The organism is Mucilaginibacter sp. (assembly GCF_039925265.1).
Classification (GTDB): Bacteria; Bacteroidota; Bacteroidia; order Sphingobacteriales; family Sphingobacteriaceae; genus Mucilaginibacter.
Genome location: NZ_JBDSZG010000049.1, coordinates 1 through 19,573, shown reverse-complemented (window position 1 = coordinate 19,573; position 19,573 = coordinate 1). Strand labels below are relative to the sequence as shown.

Genomic DNA, 19,573 nt, shown 5'->3' with positions numbered 1-19,573 from the left:
GTTACCTGTCCTATGGGCTCCTGAAATAAATTCAGGAGGACGTTTTTTCTATTTGATTATACTATGGTTTTGCCACAACCTTTACATACTTAGCTGTACGGCCATCTTTTATAACGCCTTTCCAGTTCAATCCGTACCCGAAATCGTAGGTATGGCCTTCGCTGTCGGTGTAGCATTTCATATCGTGTGGTACATCTTCAAACTGGGCCTCAACTACTTTCATGTCTAATGGCATTTGCAATGGTAATAAAGCCGATGGCTCTGTCTTACCAGTCATGATATCCAGGCTGGCCTGGCCCTGTACGCCAAAATCTACCAGTATAGCGTTTGCTTGTTTTTCCAGTTCTGCAAATACCATCGGGTTGCTCAGGTTGATGGATACGATCACCGGCTTGCCTTTCATTTTGGCGTAGGTATCGGTCACCATGGCCAGGTCGGTTACGTTGGTTGACGTTTCCGATTTGCCTTTGTAGCTGCGGTTGGTAAATTTCTCCAGCGGGTCGCCACCGGCAAGGCTGGTTTCGCGGGCGGTTTCGGCAGTGTACTTGCCGTACTGTAACGATACCGGCAGGTAACCGTTGCCACCTGCTTTAACATCATCGGCATCGTAACCGCCGTGGCCTATCGGGCTGGCAATAAATACCAGCGCATAATCTGCCTCCTCTGGATTCTCGGTCACTTTAAAATATTTTTTTACGGTTTCCATATTCACCGGGTATTCGTTTTTCTCGGGCGTTTTCATTCCTAAAAAGTTAACGCCTGCAGGGGTGAATTTCTTAGGCACATATACCGTTTTGCCGGTTTGCAAAGGCAATACGTTTGCCTTGTTCTTCAGCATCACTATCGATTTTAGCTGCGCCTGGTAACCCGCTGCCATAAAATCGGCATTGCCCACGGTTTTCTTAGTAGTTTCGATATCCAGGTATGGGTTCTCAAATAAACCCGTGCGGAAACTACCCCTTAACAAACGCACGGCAGATTGCTCAAAGCGGGCGCGCATAAATGCTTCGCCATGCTCTTTAACACCCATTTGGTAAGCGGCAATTACCGGTACCATATCGTTATTACCGCCAAACTGGTCAACACCGGCCATTAAAATTTTGTAGTGGCGCTCGGCAATGGTAGCCTTTTCCATCCCCCATGATTTTCCCGACAGGAAGCTGTTGATCACCGTTTCATCGCCGGTAACCAGCCAGTCGGTACAAACCACGCCGTCGTATTTGTACTTGGTGCGCAGCAAGTCGGTGATGATGTATTTGTTGTAGTTGTTGGCTACGGCCTCATGGTTTTTGGTGTCCTGTTGCCAGCTGATGGTGTAATAAGGCATCACCGCCGCGGCCATCCCGGTTTTACCAGCCAATTTAAATGCGCCCTGGGTAAAAGGTATCATGTGCTGCGCAAAATTGTTGCCCGGGTACACCGCGTATTTTCCAAAACCGTAATGCGCATCGCGGCCGCCTTCGCCAGCGCCGCCACCCGGCCAGTGTTTCACCATGGCGTTTACGCTGTTAAAGCCCCAGCCGTTTTTTATTTCTTTATCGCCGGTGGAGGTTTGGAAACCATCTATGTAGGCTCTTGCCATGTCGGCTGCCAGTTGCGGGTCTTCGCCAAAGGTACCGCTCACACGGTTCCAGCGTGGGTCGGTAGAGATATCCACTTGTGGGGATAAAGCTGTAGCAATACCCAGCGCCCGGTATTCCTGCGCGGCAATGTGCCCAAAGTTTTGGGTAACCGATGGGTCGAACGTAGCGGCCATACCCAATGAACCCGGCCACATAGATATGGTACCACCCGCGCCGGCGTTAAATTCAGCGGTGGCCAAAGTGCCATGCCTCGGATCGGAACTGTTATTGTTGGGGATGCCCAGGCCAATGCCTTCTACATAGGCCTGCGCGTTGTTGTTCCATTTGGCGGCAACTTCCGGGCTTTGTACCGAAGTGATGAGCACGTGGCGTACGTTATCGTTCTTTAAAAATGTTTTTTGCTGATCGGAAAGGTCCCAGGCATTCAGCCCGCTTTCGGCCAGCGTCTTGCCGTTATAAGTACCTGCAAAAGGGCCAACCGGGATAGATGGGATCATTTGGTGGCGGCTGTACAGCATTAGCCCGGCAATTTGCTCCACGCTCATTTTACCGGCGAGGTCCTTAGCGCGCACATCTACCGGCAGGCGCCAGTCTTCGTACTTATCCAGCTTGCCGTTTTTGTTGAGGTCTTTAAAAGCTAAGCCGTCCACCGTTAAAACCTTAACGCTCGATGTTGCAGAGTAACCCAGCTTTTGGCCGCCGGTGTTGGTAACGGTAATTACGTCGCCGTTTTTGTTTTCGGTGTATTTGGTTTGTGCCGACGCGATGGCAGGGAGGATAGCAATCAGCAAAAGGTACTTTCTTTTCATATATATTAGTTAATTAGTTTGGTTTACGCTTGTAGGCCAAAAACACCAGGGAGTATAAAAACCTGCAACGCATGCCTCATTCCTACGGTTGTGAAATTCGCCTTATTCGTGAAATTAGTGTTGTTTAATTGGTTTATCATCGACACAAAAAAGACTATGTGTCAACACTACACAATGGTAGATATTAATTTTTTAAATAGCAAGGGTTGAAATGATTATGCCATTTTATTTTTTTTGATCGCAAATGTTTGCGCCTTATGAAATCCGTATGAAATAATTTTTAAACTATTGGTAAATAAATTAAGATTCGTTATTTTCATGGCTGGTATGTGTAAACGATTCGGCCCTCTATTAATTTTCGCTTTTGGTGGTTTGCTGCTGCTTTTTAACTCCGTTGCCGCGCAGGCTGCGGCTCCTGTCGTGCATATTTCCGCGCGCCCCGCATAGCTCAATAGGTTTAAGCTTTCCGATAAAAAATTGCCTGCGCGACAAGTGGAGAACGGCTTTTTTTACCAGCTTTTTGAGGAGCAGATACACATAGAAAAACAGGCAGATTATAAGCACGTGATCCGCGAAATTGTATCAGAAGCCGGCATACAAAACGGATCGGAAATATCCATCTCCTTCGACCCGTCTTACGAGCGGCTGGATGTACATGATGTTACCGTTTGGCGCAATGGCAAACCCCTTAGCCGCCTAAAGGCTACCTCTTTTAAAGTTATTGCCGATGAGAAGGAACTGTCGCGCTTTATTTACCAGGGGCGCTTTTCGGCTTTTTGTATTTTAGACGATATACGCAAAGGCGACCGGATAGAATATGCCTTCACCATAACCGGCCGCAACCCCATTTTTGGCAGTAACTACACCGATGACCTGTATTTCCAGGGGTCGCAAGCGTATGCCCAGTTGTATAAAGCGTTATTGGTATCGCCGGGGCGTAAACTTAATTTTAAAGCGTTTAATAAAGCACCGGTTGCCGCGCTGAGCGATAAGAACGGGCTAAAGTGCTACGAGTGGAACCTGGCCCCCGTAATGGCCCCGCCGTATGCAGATAACCAGCCGGGCTGGTTTGACAACTACAATCATATACAAATAAGCGATTATAGCAGCTGGCAACAAGTGGTTGATTGGGCGCAAAAAGTGAACCCGATAGCGACCGGCTTAAAAGGCGAACTGGCGGCCCGTGTGGCCAGGCTAAAGGCCGATGCAGGCGGCGATAAAGAAAAATACTTCCGCAGCGCTGTGCAGATGGTGCAGGACGAGGTACGTTATATGGGTATTGAACTGGGCGAATACTCGCACCGCGCCAACACCCCCGAAAAAGTTTACAACCAACGATATGGCGATTGTAAAGACAAGGCCCTGCTGTTGGCCTCGGTTTTAATGGCCAACGGTATAGAAGCGCACATGGCACTTATTAATACCAGTGCCCGGGATAAAGTGAGCGATTTTATACCCTCGCCAACCGTGTTCGATCATGCCGTTTGCGTAGCAACCATGGTCGGGAACCCTGTTTATATTGACGCTACAATAGCTTACCAGCGGGGCAGCGGCATCAACCTTTATTTCCCTAACTATGGCAAAGGCTTGGTAATTAAACCCGGCAATGGCGCATTAACCGCCATTGCGCCATCAAAAACCGGCAAAATGGTCATTACCGAAAATTACAAAGTAATTGACGGCGAGAAAGGCCAAACCGAACTGGAAGTAATATCTACCTACACTTTAAACGAAGCAGACAGGATAAGGGATAAGCTGGCATCGAACAGCATGGCCGAAACCGAAAAAGGCTACCTGGATTATTACGCCAAAAGCTATCCAAAAGTTGAGTCGGCTGCGGACTCCATCACCATAAAAGACGATATTAAAGCAAACCAGCTTAACACCATTGAGCATTATAAGGTGCCCGATTTTTTTAAGCCCGATAAAGAAGCAGGCAGATACAGCGCATCGTTGTACGCATCGTATATAAACGACCAGCTGCCCAACATTGGTAACAGGGCAAAACTACCGGTATCTATTGCCTATCCGTATAACGTGCAAAGTGTAATTAACGTTGTTATGACTACCGGCTGGAACATTGAGCATAGCAATACCAGCATAGAAAGAGATGCTTACGCTTTTACTACAGACGTGGGTACCACCGGCGATACCTTAACGCTCGATTATAAATTTAACACACTAAAAGATTTTATCGCGGTAAATAAACTGGACGAAGCGCGCACCGATGCGAAGCAAATATCCGACAGCGAATTGGGCTACAATTTCAGCTACGCGCCCGATGTAACCAAAGTGCCTGTCCGCGTAAATTATTGGATGCTGCTATTTCTTTTGGCGCTTGCGGCGGGCTTAGCCCTGTTAGGCATTAAACTTTACCGCATCCACACGCACAAGGTGTTGTTTGAACGCGGTGCAAACTTTATGCAAATAGGTGGCTGGCTTGTTTTGGTGGCAATTGGGCTGGCGTTATCGCCGTTTGCGGTTAGCTATACCATACTATCGGGCGGCTACCTTGAAGCAAGCCATTGGAACATGCACCTGCCAGGCACTCCCGATACAACATATAAGGCAATACTGGTTTTTGAGGCTGCAGGGAATATTTTCATGATAGCCTACGCTATATTTTGCCTGGTATTGTTGCTGAATAAGCGCGACATTCTGCCAAAATATATCATGGGCTTTTATGCCTACGTAGCCGTTTTTTCTGTGGTTGATCATGTTTTTGCTATGTCTGCTAACATAACGATAACAGATAGCGACTTTTCCAGTATGATCCGGACGATCATTTTTTCGGGTATATGGATAGCCTATTTCAAAAGATCACAAAGGGTAGAACAAACATTTATTGTGCCTTATCCCCATGGCAACTACAGTTACGAGGTTGCTGAAAGCAAAGCCGAACCCAACACTATTGTTTAACCAGCTCTACCGGCAACTGGGTAATGGGCTGTATCATGATCCCTTTATAAAAAACCTCGGCTCCTTCAGATTGTATTTGTAGTTTGCCTTTGGTAAGCGGCTGAGGCTGCCCGTTCTCCATTTGCCTGCCGTGGTACAGTACCATCATTACTTTATCGTTTATTACGTGTATGCTGGTATCGCCATTGCAATACAGGTCAAGCGTGTTCCATTCGCCTTTTGGGTTTTCGGCATTGCCGCCTTTTATGCAGTGCCGCCCGGCCTTGCTCCCCTCTGCAAAGGTGTTCATCATACCGCCTACGTTGTAAATGTAATCCTTCTCGTACCGCCTTATTACCGGTATATCGGCCATGCCGCCGGCCACGCCCCAGTAATCGCCGCTATTGCCCTGCTCTATTTGGAACTCCTGCGATCTCATCCATGCGCCATAATCCGCGCCGTATTTACCGCCCGAATGGTACAGCAGGCCGCTATCCATCTTCTGCCCCTTTTTTTGCCCCCAGGTAAGCGCGCCCCATTTAAATTGAAGCTGCAAATGGTAATTGGCGTATTCTTTTTTGGTGGAAATGGCGCCCCAACTTTCGCCGGAGACGCGGATAACCTTATCACCATCCTGTTTTACAATGGTGAAAACCCGCCTGGGATCGGTATTGAGGCCTATCGGCGTGCCTGTAATGGGCTTACCTTTATCGTCCAGGTCGGGGCCTATATAGGTGTCCCACCGGGTAAGATCTTTCCCGTTAAATAACTGCTCCCATTTATCAGAATTGGGCGTGTTTTTAAAGCCAAAAGCAACGGCACAAAGCATCAGGGGCAGTATCAACTTGGCGGGTTTCATAATAAGGCAATTTATGTACCTAATATAATAAATATCCGCCATAAAAAATCAAGCCTAAAACGCTTCTGTTTTTTTATAAATGAATGTAGATTTGCCTATACACCCCATTAAACCTGTAATGATGAAATTAGCGCTATTGTTGCCCGCCCTGTTACTATCAACCACCCTGATTGCCCAGCAAGCCCCCGATACCGTTAAAAAAGCAATAGTGGTAAAAGAAGATTTTAGCGACGACTGGGCCGACCTGCGCCATTACGAAGCGGAAAACAAAACGCTGCCTCCTCCTGCTGAGGGCGAAAAACGGGTGGTGTTTTTAGGGAGTTCTATTTTTGAGCGATGGAAAGCACTGGTGCCCGAATATTTCAACAATAACAAAGCTTACATTGACCGCGGTGTAAGCGGGCAGATCTCCGCGCAATTGCTGCTCCGTTTCAGGCAGGATGTAATAAACCTAAACCCTGCCGCCGTAATTATACTGGCCGGCAGTAATGATATTGCCGGCACACAGGGGCATGTAACCAACAACCGTATTATGGATAACATTCGCTCGATGGTAGAGCTGGCACAGTTAAACCATATTAAGGTGATCTTGTGCGCCTACCTGCCTGTTTATGAATACCCCTGGCGAAAAGGGCTGCAACCGGCCGATAAAATAATAGCTCTGAACAAACTGATAAAAGATTTCGCCACGGCAAACAGCATCACATTGTTAGACTATTTTACGCCTTTGGCAGATAGCCGCAACGGCCAAAAAGCCGAATTAACCCTCGATGGCGTACACCCCAATGTTGCGGGCTATAAAATTATGGCCGATGCTACGGATAAAGCCATAAAAAAGGCGCTGAAGTAAACCCCTTCTTTAACTTTATTTGCCACGTTTTAGCAACTTTATACCAGCTGCAACGTACAACTAACTACCAATTTTGCCAGCATCATCTGTTTATTTACAGAAAGTTGCAAAAAATTCAATTTTAGTAGCTAAAGTGCTGTATGTTAGCAATAAACAGAGCCAATAAAAATAAACCATTATTAATATTTAGCTTTGTTTATAGGCATTCGTCCCCCGTTTGGCTTCTTTTAGTTTCTGATTCTATTGCATGATAAACCAAAGGTTGATAGACACCGACATTCGTATCGAAAAACTATTAGAAAATAGTTATTTCGGCCTGTTGTTGCTCGATACATCCTTCAGCATTATCTACAGTAGCCAATCTGCCCGTAAAATTAACGGCTGGGGCAATGCCGATCTGCCCGAGGCTCCTCTTTTTACCGCCATACATCCCGATGAACGCTCATACGTTGCTGGCATGCTGCAAAGCGTGTTAGATACAGGCGTTCCGCAAAACTGTAGTTTTCGGTTAAAACATACCCTGGGCCACTACATTTGGCTGCAGAGCACATTCACCAATATGCTTAACGAGCCCGGCATAGAAGCGATAGTTTGCAATTTTGCCGATATCTCTGACCAGAAGAAAACCGAATTTGAATTTAGAAAGCAAAGCGACCAGATAAACGAGATGCTGGACACCATGACAGACGGTTTTATATCGCTGGATGGGAATTTGTGTTACACCTATGCTAATAAGCGGGTGTTAAAAATGGTGGGTATGGAGCTAAGGGCGCTCCTTGGGAAATACATTTGGGACGTTTTCCCCGATGCCGTTGGGTCGGCGACCTACCAGGCCATCCAAACCGCCCTTATCGAGAAAAAATACGTTTGCAACGAAGATTTTTACGCCCCGCTGCAGCTTTGGCAGGAAAACCGGGTGTATCCCTCGGCAGGAGGCGTATCCGTATTTATCAGGGATATTACCAAACAAAAGAAAGAAGAGCATCATCTAAAACTGTTAGAGTCGGTGATAACCAACACTACCGATTCGGTCTTAATCACCGAAGCAGAACCATTTGATGAGCCCGGTCCGCGCATTTTATATGTGAACGAGGCTTTTACTAACATGACCGGCTACACAGCAGATGAGGTTGTTGGTAAAACGCCAAGGATTTTGCACGGGCCAAAAACTGATAAGAACGAACTTAAACGCCTGGGTGAAAGTTTGCGAAAATGGCAGCCTTGCGAGGCCACCCTCCTCAACTATAAAAAGACCGGTGAGGAATTTTGGATCAATTTTACGCTCACACCCGTTGCCGACGAGAACGGCTGGTACACCCATTGGATCTCGATAGAGCGCGATGTAACGAAACGCAAAAACGAAGAACTGCAGAGTGCTTTGTTTGCGGATATCAGCGCCTTGTTTAATGAACCAACGGAACTGCCGGAATTACTGGACAGGCTGTTGGATAGCCTGGTTAACTACGGGCACTTTAAATTTGCCGAGATCTGGATGATCGGTGCAGATAAAAACAGGATCAACCTAACTTCTTATCTTTCGCAAACAGACGAGATGCAGGCTTTCTATCGAGACACCCCGCACATCAATAGATTTAATAAGGGAGAAGGTCTTCCAGGCGGCGCATGGAAGACCGGCAAAATACAGTTTTGGGACGATTTTAATAAAAAGGAAGCGTTTTTGCGGAAAGACGCTGCTAAAAAAGCCGGGGTAAATACGGCTTACGCGATCCCGCTTATATCGGGTAATTTAACCATTGGGGCATTGCTATTGGGTTTGGGTAACGGCGACCATGCCAATGAGAACTTACTGAAGCTATTTACAGACCTGAGCCATCATTTGGGCGCCGAAATAAAAAGAAAGCAACTGGAACAGGAGCTAAACTAGGCATTCAACTTTGCGCCGGATATCCTTTGCATCATCGGCACCGATTATTGTTTTAAAAAGGTTAACCCGGCCATGAGCATTTTGCTGGAATATTCGGAAGAGGAGATCCTCTCTAAAACACTTGGCGAATTTCTGCATCCGGACGAACTGGAGACCAGTAAAAACCGGCTAAAAAGCTTCATCGGTCAAAAGCAAACCCTATACTTCGAAAACCGGTTTGTTGCCAAATCGGGTAAAGTGATCTGGCTATCGTGGACGGCCAGTAACGCAAGCGAGGAGGGCTTGATCTTTGCCGTTGGCAAGGATATAACCGATAAGAAAGAACTTAAGAATCTGCTTGGTAAGGTTACCACCCTGGCTATGGTGGGCGGCTGGGAGTTAGACCTGCAAAAAGGAACCGTTTACTGGTCTAAAATAACCAAGCAAATTCACGAAGTGGAACCTGGTTTTGAACCGGATCTGAAAACAGGCATTACCTTTTACCGGGAGGGGAACGATAGGGACACCATTGTGCAGTTGCTGGAAGACACGATACAAAAAGGCAACGCCCTTGATGTAGAGTGCCAAATAGTTACCGCCAAAGGCAATACCCGCTGGGTGAGGGTGGTAGGCGAACCGGAATTTGTTGATAGCAAATGTGTTAGGGTATATGGTAGTTTCCAGGATATTGATGCCCGTGTGAAAGCCGAAGCCCGCGCCAAAGCCGCACTGGAAGAAAGGAACGTGATACTGGAAAGCATTGGTGATGCCTTTTTTGCTGTAGATAAAAACTGGATGGTGACCTATTGGAACAACATGGCAGAGAAAGTGCTGGGCAAGCCAAAAAGCGAAATGCTTAACCACAATCTTTGGCATGTTTTTGCCGAATCTATCGGTTCTGCATCCTACCAACAGTATCACACGGCAGTAGCAACAGGCCGCGCGGTACACTTTGAAGACTACTACCCTCCTTTAAAAAAATGGTATGAAATAAGTGCCTATCCCTCGGCCAACGGGCTTTCGGCTTATTTTAAAGATGTAACCGAACGGAAGCAAACCGAAAGGCTTTTAATAGATTCACAAAAACGCTACAGCGAGTTATTCCAGTTAAGCCCGCTGCCAAATTGGGTGTTTGATGTAGATACCCTGCGGTTTTTGGATATGAACCAGGCGGCAATAGACTTGTATGGCTATACCCGCGAAGAGTTTTTATTAATGACCATTAAAGATATAAGGCCGGCTGAAGACATACTAAAACTGGAAGATATCTTAGACGCATACAAAGACCAACCGCTGTATAAGATTTCCGGTGTTATAAGGCATATGAAAAAAAGCGGCGAGGTTATTATGGTTGATATTAAAAGCGCCAATATCCAATACCAGGGGAAAAACGCACGCATCATTTTAGCTAACGATATTACCGACAGGTTAAAATATATTAACGCCATTGAGCAACAGAACGAGAAGCTGAAGGAAATATCGTGGATGCAATCACACCTTGTAAGAGCCCCGCTTGCACGCATCATGGGCCTTGTACCTCTATTAAGCGACGCCATAGACACCCCGGAAGCACGGGAGCAGATCATGGAATATTTAAAACTGTCGGCAAACGAGCTTGACAGTGTTATTGGCGATATAACAGATAAGACCAACGTAGTGCCCTATAATGGCTAACGCAGGCCCGTGCTTCGCTTCCTTATTTTTATATTCCTAATTGATTTACAATTCATTACTGGCATTTTTTTTGTTCCGAAAGGTATGTATCGGGTTATTGGCATCCCCAGCTATGCGGCCCGGCCAATTATTTACCCTTACAATTTGCCCAATGGATTACGTTGTAAAAAAGAGTATTACGATAAAAGCGCTACCCGCGCAGGTTTGGGACGCGCTGACCAACCCCGAAAAAACAAAAGAATACTTTTTTAAATGCAAGGTAGCTTCCGATTGGAAAGAAGGGAGTAAAATTACCTTTAAAGGGAAAATGTTTTGGATAGTCCCCATAAAGCTTACGGGCAAAATACTGGCCATAGAGCCGGAGAAATTACTGCAATACAGCCTGCGCAACGCCAGCGACAAGCAAGGCAAAACCAGTTCTACGGTAACCGATAAGCTCACTTACCAAAACGGCGAGACCACCCTGTCCATCACCGATGATGTTGGCGAAGGAGACGATGCCGAAAAACGGTACAAGCGCTCAAAAAAGGGTTGGGATAAAATACTAAAGGGATTAAAAAAACTGGTGGAAAAAAGCGAATAGCTGTCTTGCTATATCGGAAAACAGCTCATCTTAAACTATAGGCAAACAGGCTGCCGGAAAATTTTCCGGCAGCCTGTTTTACTTTGCTGTTTTAAACATTTATCTTACAGGCATGTTTCATCTCCATTAGCTTCGCCTGTACATGCACGAAATTTTACTCCTTTGCTTAACCCTTATCCTTAGTGTTTCATTTTTGGTGGTGCTGTCAAAAAAGTTAAAAATTGCGTACCCCATCTTTTTGGTGATAGCCGGGCTGGTCATCAGCTTTATTCCGGGAATCCCCGATGTGCATATCAACCCCGACCTGGTTTTCCTGATCATATTACCACCCGTTTTATACGATGCGGCCCAAAACACATCGTGGAAAGCGCTTTGGAAATGGCGCCGTATTATTATTGTAATGGCATTGGGTTTTGTACTGCTTACCGCTGGCGCGGTGGCCTGGGTTAGCTGGTTACTTATCCCTGGTTTTACCCTGGCGCAAGGCTTTTTATTAGGGGCTATCATCTCCCCGCCCGATGCCGCCGCCGCAACATCGGTACTGCAATTCACCAAATTACCAAAGGGTATGGTAGCCATACTGGAGGGCGAAAGCTTGTTGAACGATGCATCCAGTTTGGTGATCTTTCGCTTTGCTTTGGCGGCCATTATCAGCAGTACCTTTGTCTGGTATAATGCTGCGGGTGGCTTTGTGTTGGTAGTTATATCGGGCATCGCCATTGGCTTGCTGCTTGGGCTGGCGTTTTATGCCATTTATCGCTGGCTTCCCACCAACAGCAACCTGGATATCGCTTTTTCTTTAGTATTGCCCTATCTCATTTACCTTGCTGCGGAAACCGTGCATTCGTCGGGCGTACTGGCTGTGGTTACCGGCGGGCTGTTCATCTCTTACAAAAATCATTATGTACTTAGTCATAGCAGCCGCTTAAAATCAAACGCGGTTTGGCCATCTATCGTTTTTATGCTGAACGCGGTGGTGTTTTTCCTGATAGGCCTGCAATTGCCCGGCATTATTGAAGGGGTTAAAGCGGTATCACTGGGCGAAGCGTTTAAGATCGCCCTTATTATAACCGGGGTGGTTATCCTGGTGCGGTTGGTTTCGGCTCTGTTCTCGGCTGTGTTTACCAAATTCATCAGCAAGTATATTACCGTAGCACAAAACAGGCCCGGCTGGCGCAACCCGGTTGTGTTAAGCTGGGTGGGGATGCGCGGTGTGGTTTCGTTGGCATCGGCCCTGGCTATTCCATTAACGCTGAATGGCCACCCGTTCCCAAATCGCAACCTCATCTTATTCATCACTTTTATGGTGATCATTATCACATTGGTTGGGCAGGGCTTCACTTTACCGCTGATGATCAAATGGATAAAACCCGAGGGCATACAGAGCGAAAAAACAGACGAGCAGCAGGTGCTGGAAATTGAACTGCAACTACTCTCGGCGGCATCGGATAAATTAAGTTCACACTACGGTAGTGATCTCGAAAATAACGAGATGTTGAAACACCGGTTTAACCTGCTGAAATATAAGGTTGAACTTTATAACGGGACCATAGATAACGATGAAAAACGGGCCGTCGCGGCCGATCTGTTTAAGCGTTTTAAAAAGGTAATGATGGAAGTAACAGAGCATGAACGCGCAGAACTGCACACCTTTCGCAAAAAAGACGCGTTCGACGATGACATTATCCGCATTATAGAAAACCGCCTCGACCTCGAAGAGGAGCGTTTGCAGGAAGAGGGGGATTAACCTGTCGCTATCCCTGCAATGCCTGTAGCGCATCCATCGCTTTTCCCGCATCAGTATGAGCCACAAAAATATGGTCATGATAATACCCGGCAATAACATTGCAGCTTATCCCCGCTTTGGCCAGCGCTGCCGAAAAAGCGGCGGTTAGCCCAACGGCTTGTAAAGAAGAATGTACCGTTAAGGTTATCCAGGCGGCAACATAAACGCATGACAGGCATAAGGCATCCGCTGTTTCTTTGCTTGCAATGATGGTTATTGCCTCCGCCTCTCTAAAAAAACAAACAACATCTGCCATATTAATGCCGTCGAGGTTTGGCACTGTGCAAAACACATACTCACCGGCATGCAGCTCGGGCGTCATGGTTTTCAGAAGGGTTTGGATATCGGTTACGCCGCTCATGCTATTTCAGTTCAAACTATGTTTATAAAACGCCTTCAAGTCGGCGGGCGTAAAATGGCAAACTGCAGCTTCCCATTTGTCGCCTCGTTTATTATAGTGGCGGTTAAATGTAGTTAAATATTACAGGCCAAATATTAATTGCCAAGATAACACATCGTTTTTTAGCCCGATAAATTTTATCCTATCAAAGCTAATCGTATATTGTTTTCTTCTTGTACAACCAATTAATTACTAACCATACGCCTTATGGCATTCTTTAAACCGAGGCTCAGCTTTTGGCAGATCATCAACATGAACGTTGGGTTCTTTGGCATCCAATACAGTTTTGGCTTGCAGCAAAGTGCCATAAACCCATTATACACCTTTTTACACGCCCGGCCGGAGGACCTCCCCCTGTTAAATTTAGCGGGCCCGATGACAGGTTTGCTCATCCAGCCCATTATAGGTGCCCTAAGCGATAAAACCTGGAGCCCGCGTTGGGGCAGGCGCAAACCTTTCTTTTTAATTGGGGCTATTTTTTGCAGCCTTTGCCTGTTTGTGTTCCCCTTTAGCCGCAGCTTGTGGATGGCGGCTGGCTTGCTTTGGATCCTGGATGCCGCAAACAACACCGCCATGGAGCCATATCGCGCTTTTATTGCCGATAAGCTCCCTGAGAAACAGCGCGCCATGGGTTTCCTCACCCAAAGCTTTTTTACCGGGTTGGGGATTACGCTGGCCAACCTTTCGCTTGGCTTTTTTAAAAACATCATTACCGGCGAAACCACTACCGACGATGGGCGCTCTGGTATTCCATACTGGGTATTCGGGTCGTTTTTTGTGGGAGCTGTTTGCTCCATTGTATCGGTGGTATGGTCGGTACTAACCACGCCGGAAATCCCGCCAACGGCGGAAGAACTTGCCGAGCTAAAAGCCCGTAAACGCGGTGCTTTTGAGCCTATAAAAGAAATATTTTCGGCCATAAAAGATATGCCTGGCATCATGTGGAAACTGTCACTGGTATACCTTTTTCAATGGTACGCTATGTTTTGTTACTGGCAGTTCGTATCGCTCAGCATTGCCAAATCTGTTTACCACACTACCCCCGATGGTAATAAGGAGCTTTATGAGGAAGCTGTGGTTTGGGCAGGCAAGGTAAATGGCTTTTATAACATTGTCACTTTTTGCTCGGCGTTTGGCCTGGTTTGGCTGGCGCGGAAGTTCAGCGCCAAATATGTGCATATTACCTGTTTAGCCATGGCGGGCCTTGCCTTATTAATGTTTGTGCATATTACCGACAAGATGCTTTTGTTTGCGCCGATGGTTGGCTTTGGCGTGGCCTGGGCAAGTATGATGGGTGTACCTTATATTATGGTGGTTGGCAGCATCCCCAAAGAGCGCTACGGGGTATATATGGGCATTATAAATATGATGATAGTAGTGCCTATGATATTGCAAACCCTTAGCTTTGGGTATATTTACAAGCACCTGCTGGGCGATGACCCCGCAAACGCGATAAGCTTTGCAGGCGTACTGCTGTTATTAGCCGCGCTGGCAACCACCCGCATTAAAAAAGACGTGGTTACCGATGCCGACGAGATAGCGATGCCCGTAGGTTGCGGGCATTAATTTGTGGTAAAATATAAACTCTAACAACGTGTATAATTCGCAATTACATCAGCAGGTTAACGCTGCGTTAAAACGGAATAAGATTGATATCGCCGGGGCCGATAACGCGTTTTATGTGCGGATGATAGCCAGCGCCGCAACCCTACAGGAGCTGTATAACGAATTATATGCCCGGCACCCGGCAGGCGGCCAGCTTTTTAGCCAACTGATAGATATGGTGATAAAAGCCTACGTGGCACGCGGGGCCGCCTTAAAAAGAAAAGACGATGAAAAGGCCGCCCTGGGCGATTGGTTCCTGAGCAACGACATTACCGGCATGAGCCTGTACGTTGACCGTTTTTGCGGCAACCTGAAAAACCTGGGCAACAAACTGGAGTACTTTGAAAAGCTTGGCGTAAATTTTTTACACCTGCTCCCCATATTTGAAAGCCCCGAAGGCGAAAGCGACGGCGGTTACGCGGTATCCGATTTCCGGAAGGTGGATAAGCGTTTTGGCACCATGAAGGACCTTGGTACCCTGCAACAAAAAATGATAGCGGCAGATATGTACCTGATGGTAGATATTGTGCTGAACCACACCTCCAGCCGCCACGAATGGGCCGAAAAAGCTAAAAAAGGCGATGCCAAATACCAGGACTATTTTTACATGTACGATGCCGACAGCCCCATACCGGAGCAATTTGAGCGCCACATGCCCGAGATCTTCCCGGAAAGCTCGCCCGGCAATTTTACTTTTGTGCCCGGGTGCAATAAATGGGTGATGACGGTTTTCCACGGATACCAGTGGGACCTGAACTACACCAACCCCGCCGTATTTGTTGATATGGTAGATACCGTGTTGTTCTACGCCAATTTGGGTGTGGATATCCTGAGGATAGATGCCCCTATCTTCATTTGGAAACAGCTGGGTACCATTTGCCAGAACCTGCCCGAAACGCACACTATTTTACGCCTGATAAAACAATGTGTGCTTGCCGCTACCCCGGGCATGGCCCTGCTGGCCGAAGCTATTGCCGCGCCAAGCGATATTATGAAATACTTTGGCAGCGGCTTATTTAAAGGTAAGGAATGCGATTTTGCTTACAATGCTACCCAGATGGCCCTGCAATGGGATATGCTGGCCACCGGCACAACCCGCGTAATGCTGGGCGCCCAGCACGATATTGCGCAGAAACCGCAAGGTGCTACATGGATAACCTATACCCGCTGCCACGATGATATTGGCTTGGCTTACGACGATAGCATCATACGGGCGGGCGGTTTTGAACCGCAGGAGCACCGCAAGTTTTTGTGGGAGTACTATTCTGGTAAATTCCCGGGGAGCCCGTCTACCGGTGCTCTGTTTTCTGTTAACCCCAAAACCGGCGATGCCCGCATCAGCGGCTCGCTGGCTGCGATGTGCGGACTGGAAAAAGCCTCGGCGGAGAAAGACGAATCCGCTATTGAAACCGCGATTGCCAAAATTTTACTGATGCAGGCGCATAGCTTCTTTTTAGGCGGCGTGCCCATGATATTTTATGGTGACGAACTGGGCTACACCAATGATTACTCCTACCTAACCGACCCCGGTAAAAGCTATGATAACCGCTGGATGCACCGCCCCGTTATCGACTGGAAAAAGAATAAACTGATAGATAAACCCGGCGCTACCGAACAAAGGATCTTCTCGGCAACGCAAAAACTCATCAGCATTCGCAGGAAATTGCCTGTAGTGGCCGATTACTCCAACATCACCTGGTTACCGCCCTATAACATCCATGTGGCGGGTTACCTGCGCGAGCATAATGGCAAACAGCTTTATTGCATTTTCAACTTTAGCGAAACCGAGGCCTTTTTAACCTGGTATGCCTTTAGAGAGCACAGCAACACAGTTACTACACTTTACGACCATTGGGCAGAAAAGGAATTTACCCCCGGCAGCAACGAAGAATACCTTATCATTAAACCATATGGATTTCATTTGTTAGAAGCGATGTAGGCAATAACAAATATGCCGGGCTGTCCATGTGGTTCCTTCGAAGAAATTTTTCGGCACGCCAACAAAAAGATAGCTACTGCACTAAGCCGCTTCCATAGTACCGCGCCCAGCCTGTTGGTTGTTAGACATCGACTCGTTATTTATTGGATAGGGTCGTTTATTAGAATTATTTATTCATAACTTGTTTAATTTCAGTCGCAATTGTATATTTGAAATATTAATAGCCCCAGCTAACCTAAGCTTTGTTATTCCATTTTCTATTAATTTAAACTCCATGGAAAGACAACTACCTCCCTTCAAAAATCTGATGGTAAAAAGTCGTGCGATGTTTCGGGCCGTTTTTATCTTAGCCATGATTTTAGCTTGTGCCGACAGTGTGCATGGGCGAGCCAAGGCAGATACGCTATCGGGTAATAATAATTTAAGGCTCATTACTGCAAGTCGCGGCACTTTCAATCACCCCTTCGATCCGGCAATCCTGAATTATAAGATAACATTTCCTGCCGGAACAGAAATACCTGATATAACCATTTCTTTTGCAGATTCGCATGCCTCATATTTTTCAGATTACGACGGCCAAACTTATTATGCGAGCAACTTTCCTAACGGCTTGCCTCTGACCGGGTACTACATTGCTTACGCAGGAGTTGATATATATTTACCCATCACCGCAGAGAACGGGGCGGTTAAAACCTATCATTTACAATTAGCCGTTGAAGTACCCGACTCCAAATTATCTTCTCTCGCCGTTACTACAGGAATTTTGACCCCGGCGTTTTCTCCGGACATAACCAATTATGAATTGGTGTTACCGCCCGGAGAATCGTGGGTATCAATTACGCCAATTACTCATGACCCACTTGCCGTTGAAAGAATTAATAATATTTCCGGACGGCTAAATTTACAAGTTCCGGAGGGGGTTACGGATATTACTGTAGTTGTAACAGCGAAACAGCAATTAGGTAAAACATATTATAACATAAAGATAAAGCGCCCGCCACTACTTACCAGCCTGGCAATTAGCGCAGGAGCTTTAACCCCTGCGTTCCACCCCCTTATCGAGGATTATTCTGTTAAAGTACCGTACGCCGCGGCCGCTATAACAATTACACCAACACACGATAATACCGCCGGGCTATCCACAATAAAAGTAAACGGCACAACAGTAAGCAGCGGTACGGCCTCGGCACCAATACCATTAGTTGTAGGTACAAATACCATCAGTACGGTAGTAACCACTTCGGATGGTGTTAAAAAAACATATACAGCACATGTGATAAGGGTTGGCCTAAACGACGTGGGCATGAGCTTATTAGCAATTAGCGAAGGTGCATTGGCCCGGTCGGGCACAACGGATAGCTGGACTGCATCGGTAAGCAACAGTGTAAACAGCGTAACGCTCACCGTTGCATCCATAAATGCAACAACTATAACCATAAACGGGGTGGCAACAGCCCAAAACACTGCTTCGGCCCCAATAACGCTTACCAGCGCAATCACAATTATCCCGGTTGAACTAACGCGGGAAGACGGGATAACAAAACGATTGTTAACGATAAGAGTAAACAAGGCGGGGTCTAACAATACAGGGATCAATTATATGGCCATGAGCCCCGGTGTACTTACCCGTGTGGGCACAACAGACACGTGGACGGCCACCGTAAGCTCCAATTTAGCCAGTGCCCAGTTTGCCTTCGGCACCAAGGACCCGGCAACGATAAAAGTAAATGGGGCGGCTACTGCGCAAAACACGCTTTCGGCCCCCGTGCCCTTAAGCGGCGCCACAACAACAATCCCGGTAGAGATCACGGCGGAGGATGGCGTAACCAAACGCCAGGTTACCCTGTTGGTAAAAAAGGGGGGAGGATCCAATACGGGGATCAATAACCTTGTTATAACCAATGGTACACTAAAACGTGTAGGTACATCTGATACATGGAACGCGGAAATAACCAGCGATACTTTCCGGCTTACTGTTGGGACGATCGACCCGGCGACGATAATCATAAACGGCGAGCTTACGGCGCAAAATACGCCATCTAAAATAATGCCTGTTCCTTATGCCTTTAATGTGCAAATCATAGCAGAAGACGAAGTAACTACACGATGGATCATCATAAATGTAAAAAAAGTTTCACACGATACGGGGATAAGCACCATGACTATAAACCCGGGGACACCGCTGGCACGCGTGGGCGCAACAGATACATGGACGTCTGAAGTGAGTAGCGGCGTAAGCACTGTGCAGCTCTACATTGTTCCTAAGGTCAGGAATGCATCAATTAAAATAAATGGGGCTTATAATACTTCTTTATATGTAACATTAACAGGGGCCAGCACCACCATCCCGGTAGATATTACGGCAACCGATGGGGAAACCAAACGCCAGGTAACAATTATAGTGAACAAGGCCCCGCCGCCGGGTAGTTTAGCAGCAGCAAATAGAAACAATAATATAGAGGTGGTACAAAGCCAGCCCGGCCCGGAGGCTCAGGCAAACAGCGAGTTGACGGTTCACCAATCAATATCGCCAAACGGCGATGGTATTAATGACCGCTTTACCATAGATGGCATTACGGCCTACCCGCAAAATACGGTAAGCATTATCAACCGCAACGGCCAGGTTATTTATGCCACAAAGGGCTATAACAACTACAGCAATGCTTTCGATGGGCACGCCGTTAATGGAACGCTGCAACAGCCGGGCACCTACTTTTACTCGG

At 46.9% G+C, this 19,573-nt stretch carries 12 protein-coding genes and 1 pseudogene; 10 read left to right on the top strand and 3 right to left on the bottom strand.

Going from position 1 to position 19,573, the window contains the following annotated elements:
- Positions 1-61: 61 nt before the first annotated feature.
- Positions 62-2,392 carry a glycoside hydrolase family 3 N-terminal domain-containing protein gene (locus ABIX36_RS22730; RefSeq protein WP_348084459.1) on the bottom strand — a complete coding sequence of 777 codons (2,331 nt, stop codon included), beginning with the start codon at positions 2,390-2,392 and terminating at the stop codon, positions 62-64.
- A 477-nt stretch (positions 2,393-2,869) separates the two neighbouring features.
- On the opposite strand from ABIX36_RS22730, the gene ABIX36_RS22725 reads away from it, so the two are divergent.
- A complete protein-coding gene (locus ABIX36_RS22725; RefSeq protein ID WP_348084458.1) occupies positions 2,870-5,311 on the top strand; it encodes a DUF3857 domain-containing protein in 2,442 nt (813 codons plus the stop codon).
- Here ABIX36_RS22725 and ABIX36_RS22720 read toward each other — a convergent pair.
- Positions 5,301-6,149: a DUF1080 domain-containing protein gene (locus ABIX36_RS22720; protein WP_348084457.1), complete on the bottom strand. Its 849-nt coding sequence runs from the start codon at positions 6,147-6,149 to the stop codon at positions 5,301-5,303. The genes ABIX36_RS22725 and ABIX36_RS22720 overlap by 11 nt on opposite strands.
- A gap of 118 nt (positions 6,150-6,267) precedes the next feature.
- On the opposite strand from ABIX36_RS22720, the gene ABIX36_RS22715 reads away from it, so the two are divergent.
- The 6 genes and pseudogenes from ABIX36_RS22715 (at position 6,268) to ABIX36_RS22690 (ending at position 12,867) form a co-directional block, all read left to right on the top strand.
- The gene (locus ABIX36_RS22715) at positions 6,268-6,999 is read left to right on the top strand and encodes a GDSL-type esterase/lipase family protein (protein ID WP_348084456.1); all 732 of its coding nucleotides are present in this window, start codon (positions 6,268-6,270) and stop codon (positions 6,997-6,999) included.
- Between the two features lie 247 nt (positions 7,000-7,246).
- Positions 7,247-8,884 carry a PAS domain S-box protein gene (locus ABIX36_RS22710; protein ID WP_348084455.1) on the top strand — a complete coding sequence of 546 codons (1,638 nt, stop codon included), beginning with the start codon at positions 7,247-7,249 and terminating at the stop codon, positions 8,882-8,884.
- A gap of 18 nt (positions 8,885-8,902) precedes the next feature.
- Positions 8,903-9,205 (top strand): annotated as a pseudogene (locus ABIX36_RS22705) (PAS domain-containing protein); the annotation flags it as partial.
- 39 nt (positions 9,206-9,244) lie between these two features.
- Positions 9,245-10,537: a PAS domain S-box protein gene (locus tag ABIX36_RS22700; protein ID WP_348084487.1), complete on the top strand. Its 1,293-nt coding sequence runs from the start codon at positions 9,245-9,247 to the stop codon at positions 10,535-10,537.
- Between the two features lie 151 nt (positions 10,538-10,688).
- Positions 10,689-11,120, top strand: a complete 432-nt coding sequence (locus tag ABIX36_RS22695) for an SRPBCC domain-containing protein (RefSeq protein ID WP_348084454.1) — start codon at positions 10,689-10,691, stop codon at positions 11,118-11,120.
- Between the two features lie 142 nt (positions 11,121-11,262).
- The gene (locus ABIX36_RS22690) at positions 11,263-12,867 is read left to right on the top strand and encodes a Na+/H+ antiporter (RefSeq protein WP_348084453.1); all 1,605 of its coding nucleotides are present in this window, start codon (positions 11,263-11,265) and stop codon (positions 12,865-12,867) included.
- A gap of 7 nt (positions 12,868-12,874) precedes the next feature.
- On the opposite strand, the gene ABIX36_RS22685 is transcribed toward ABIX36_RS22690, so the two are convergent.
- Complete coding sequence (locus tag ABIX36_RS22685; protein WP_348084452.1) at positions 12,875-13,267, bottom strand: ACT domain-containing protein; 393 nt, start codon at positions 13,265-13,267, stop codon at positions 12,875-12,877.
- A 246-nt stretch (positions 13,268-13,513) separates the two neighbouring features.
- Here ABIX36_RS22685 and ABIX36_RS22680 point away from each other — a divergent pair, with 246 nt between their 5' ends.
- From ABIX36_RS22680 to ABIX36_RS22670, 3 genes are all read left to right on the top strand, one after another.
- A complete protein-coding gene (locus tag ABIX36_RS22680) occupies positions 13,514-14,872 on the top strand; it encodes an MFS transporter (RefSeq protein ID WP_348084451.1) in 1,359 nt (452 codons plus the stop codon).
- Positions 14,873-14,900: 28 nt separating this feature from the next.
- Positions 14,901-16,850, top strand: coding sequence for an amylosucrase (locus ABIX36_RS22675; protein WP_348084450.1), 1,950 nt, complete (start codon positions 14,901-14,903; stop codon positions 16,848-16,850).
- Between the two features lie 274 nt (positions 16,851-17,124).
- A partial coding sequence (locus ABIX36_RS22670; protein WP_348084449.1) for a cadherin-like beta sandwich domain-containing protein occupies positions 17,125-19,573 on the top strand: 2,449 nt, incomplete at its 3' end.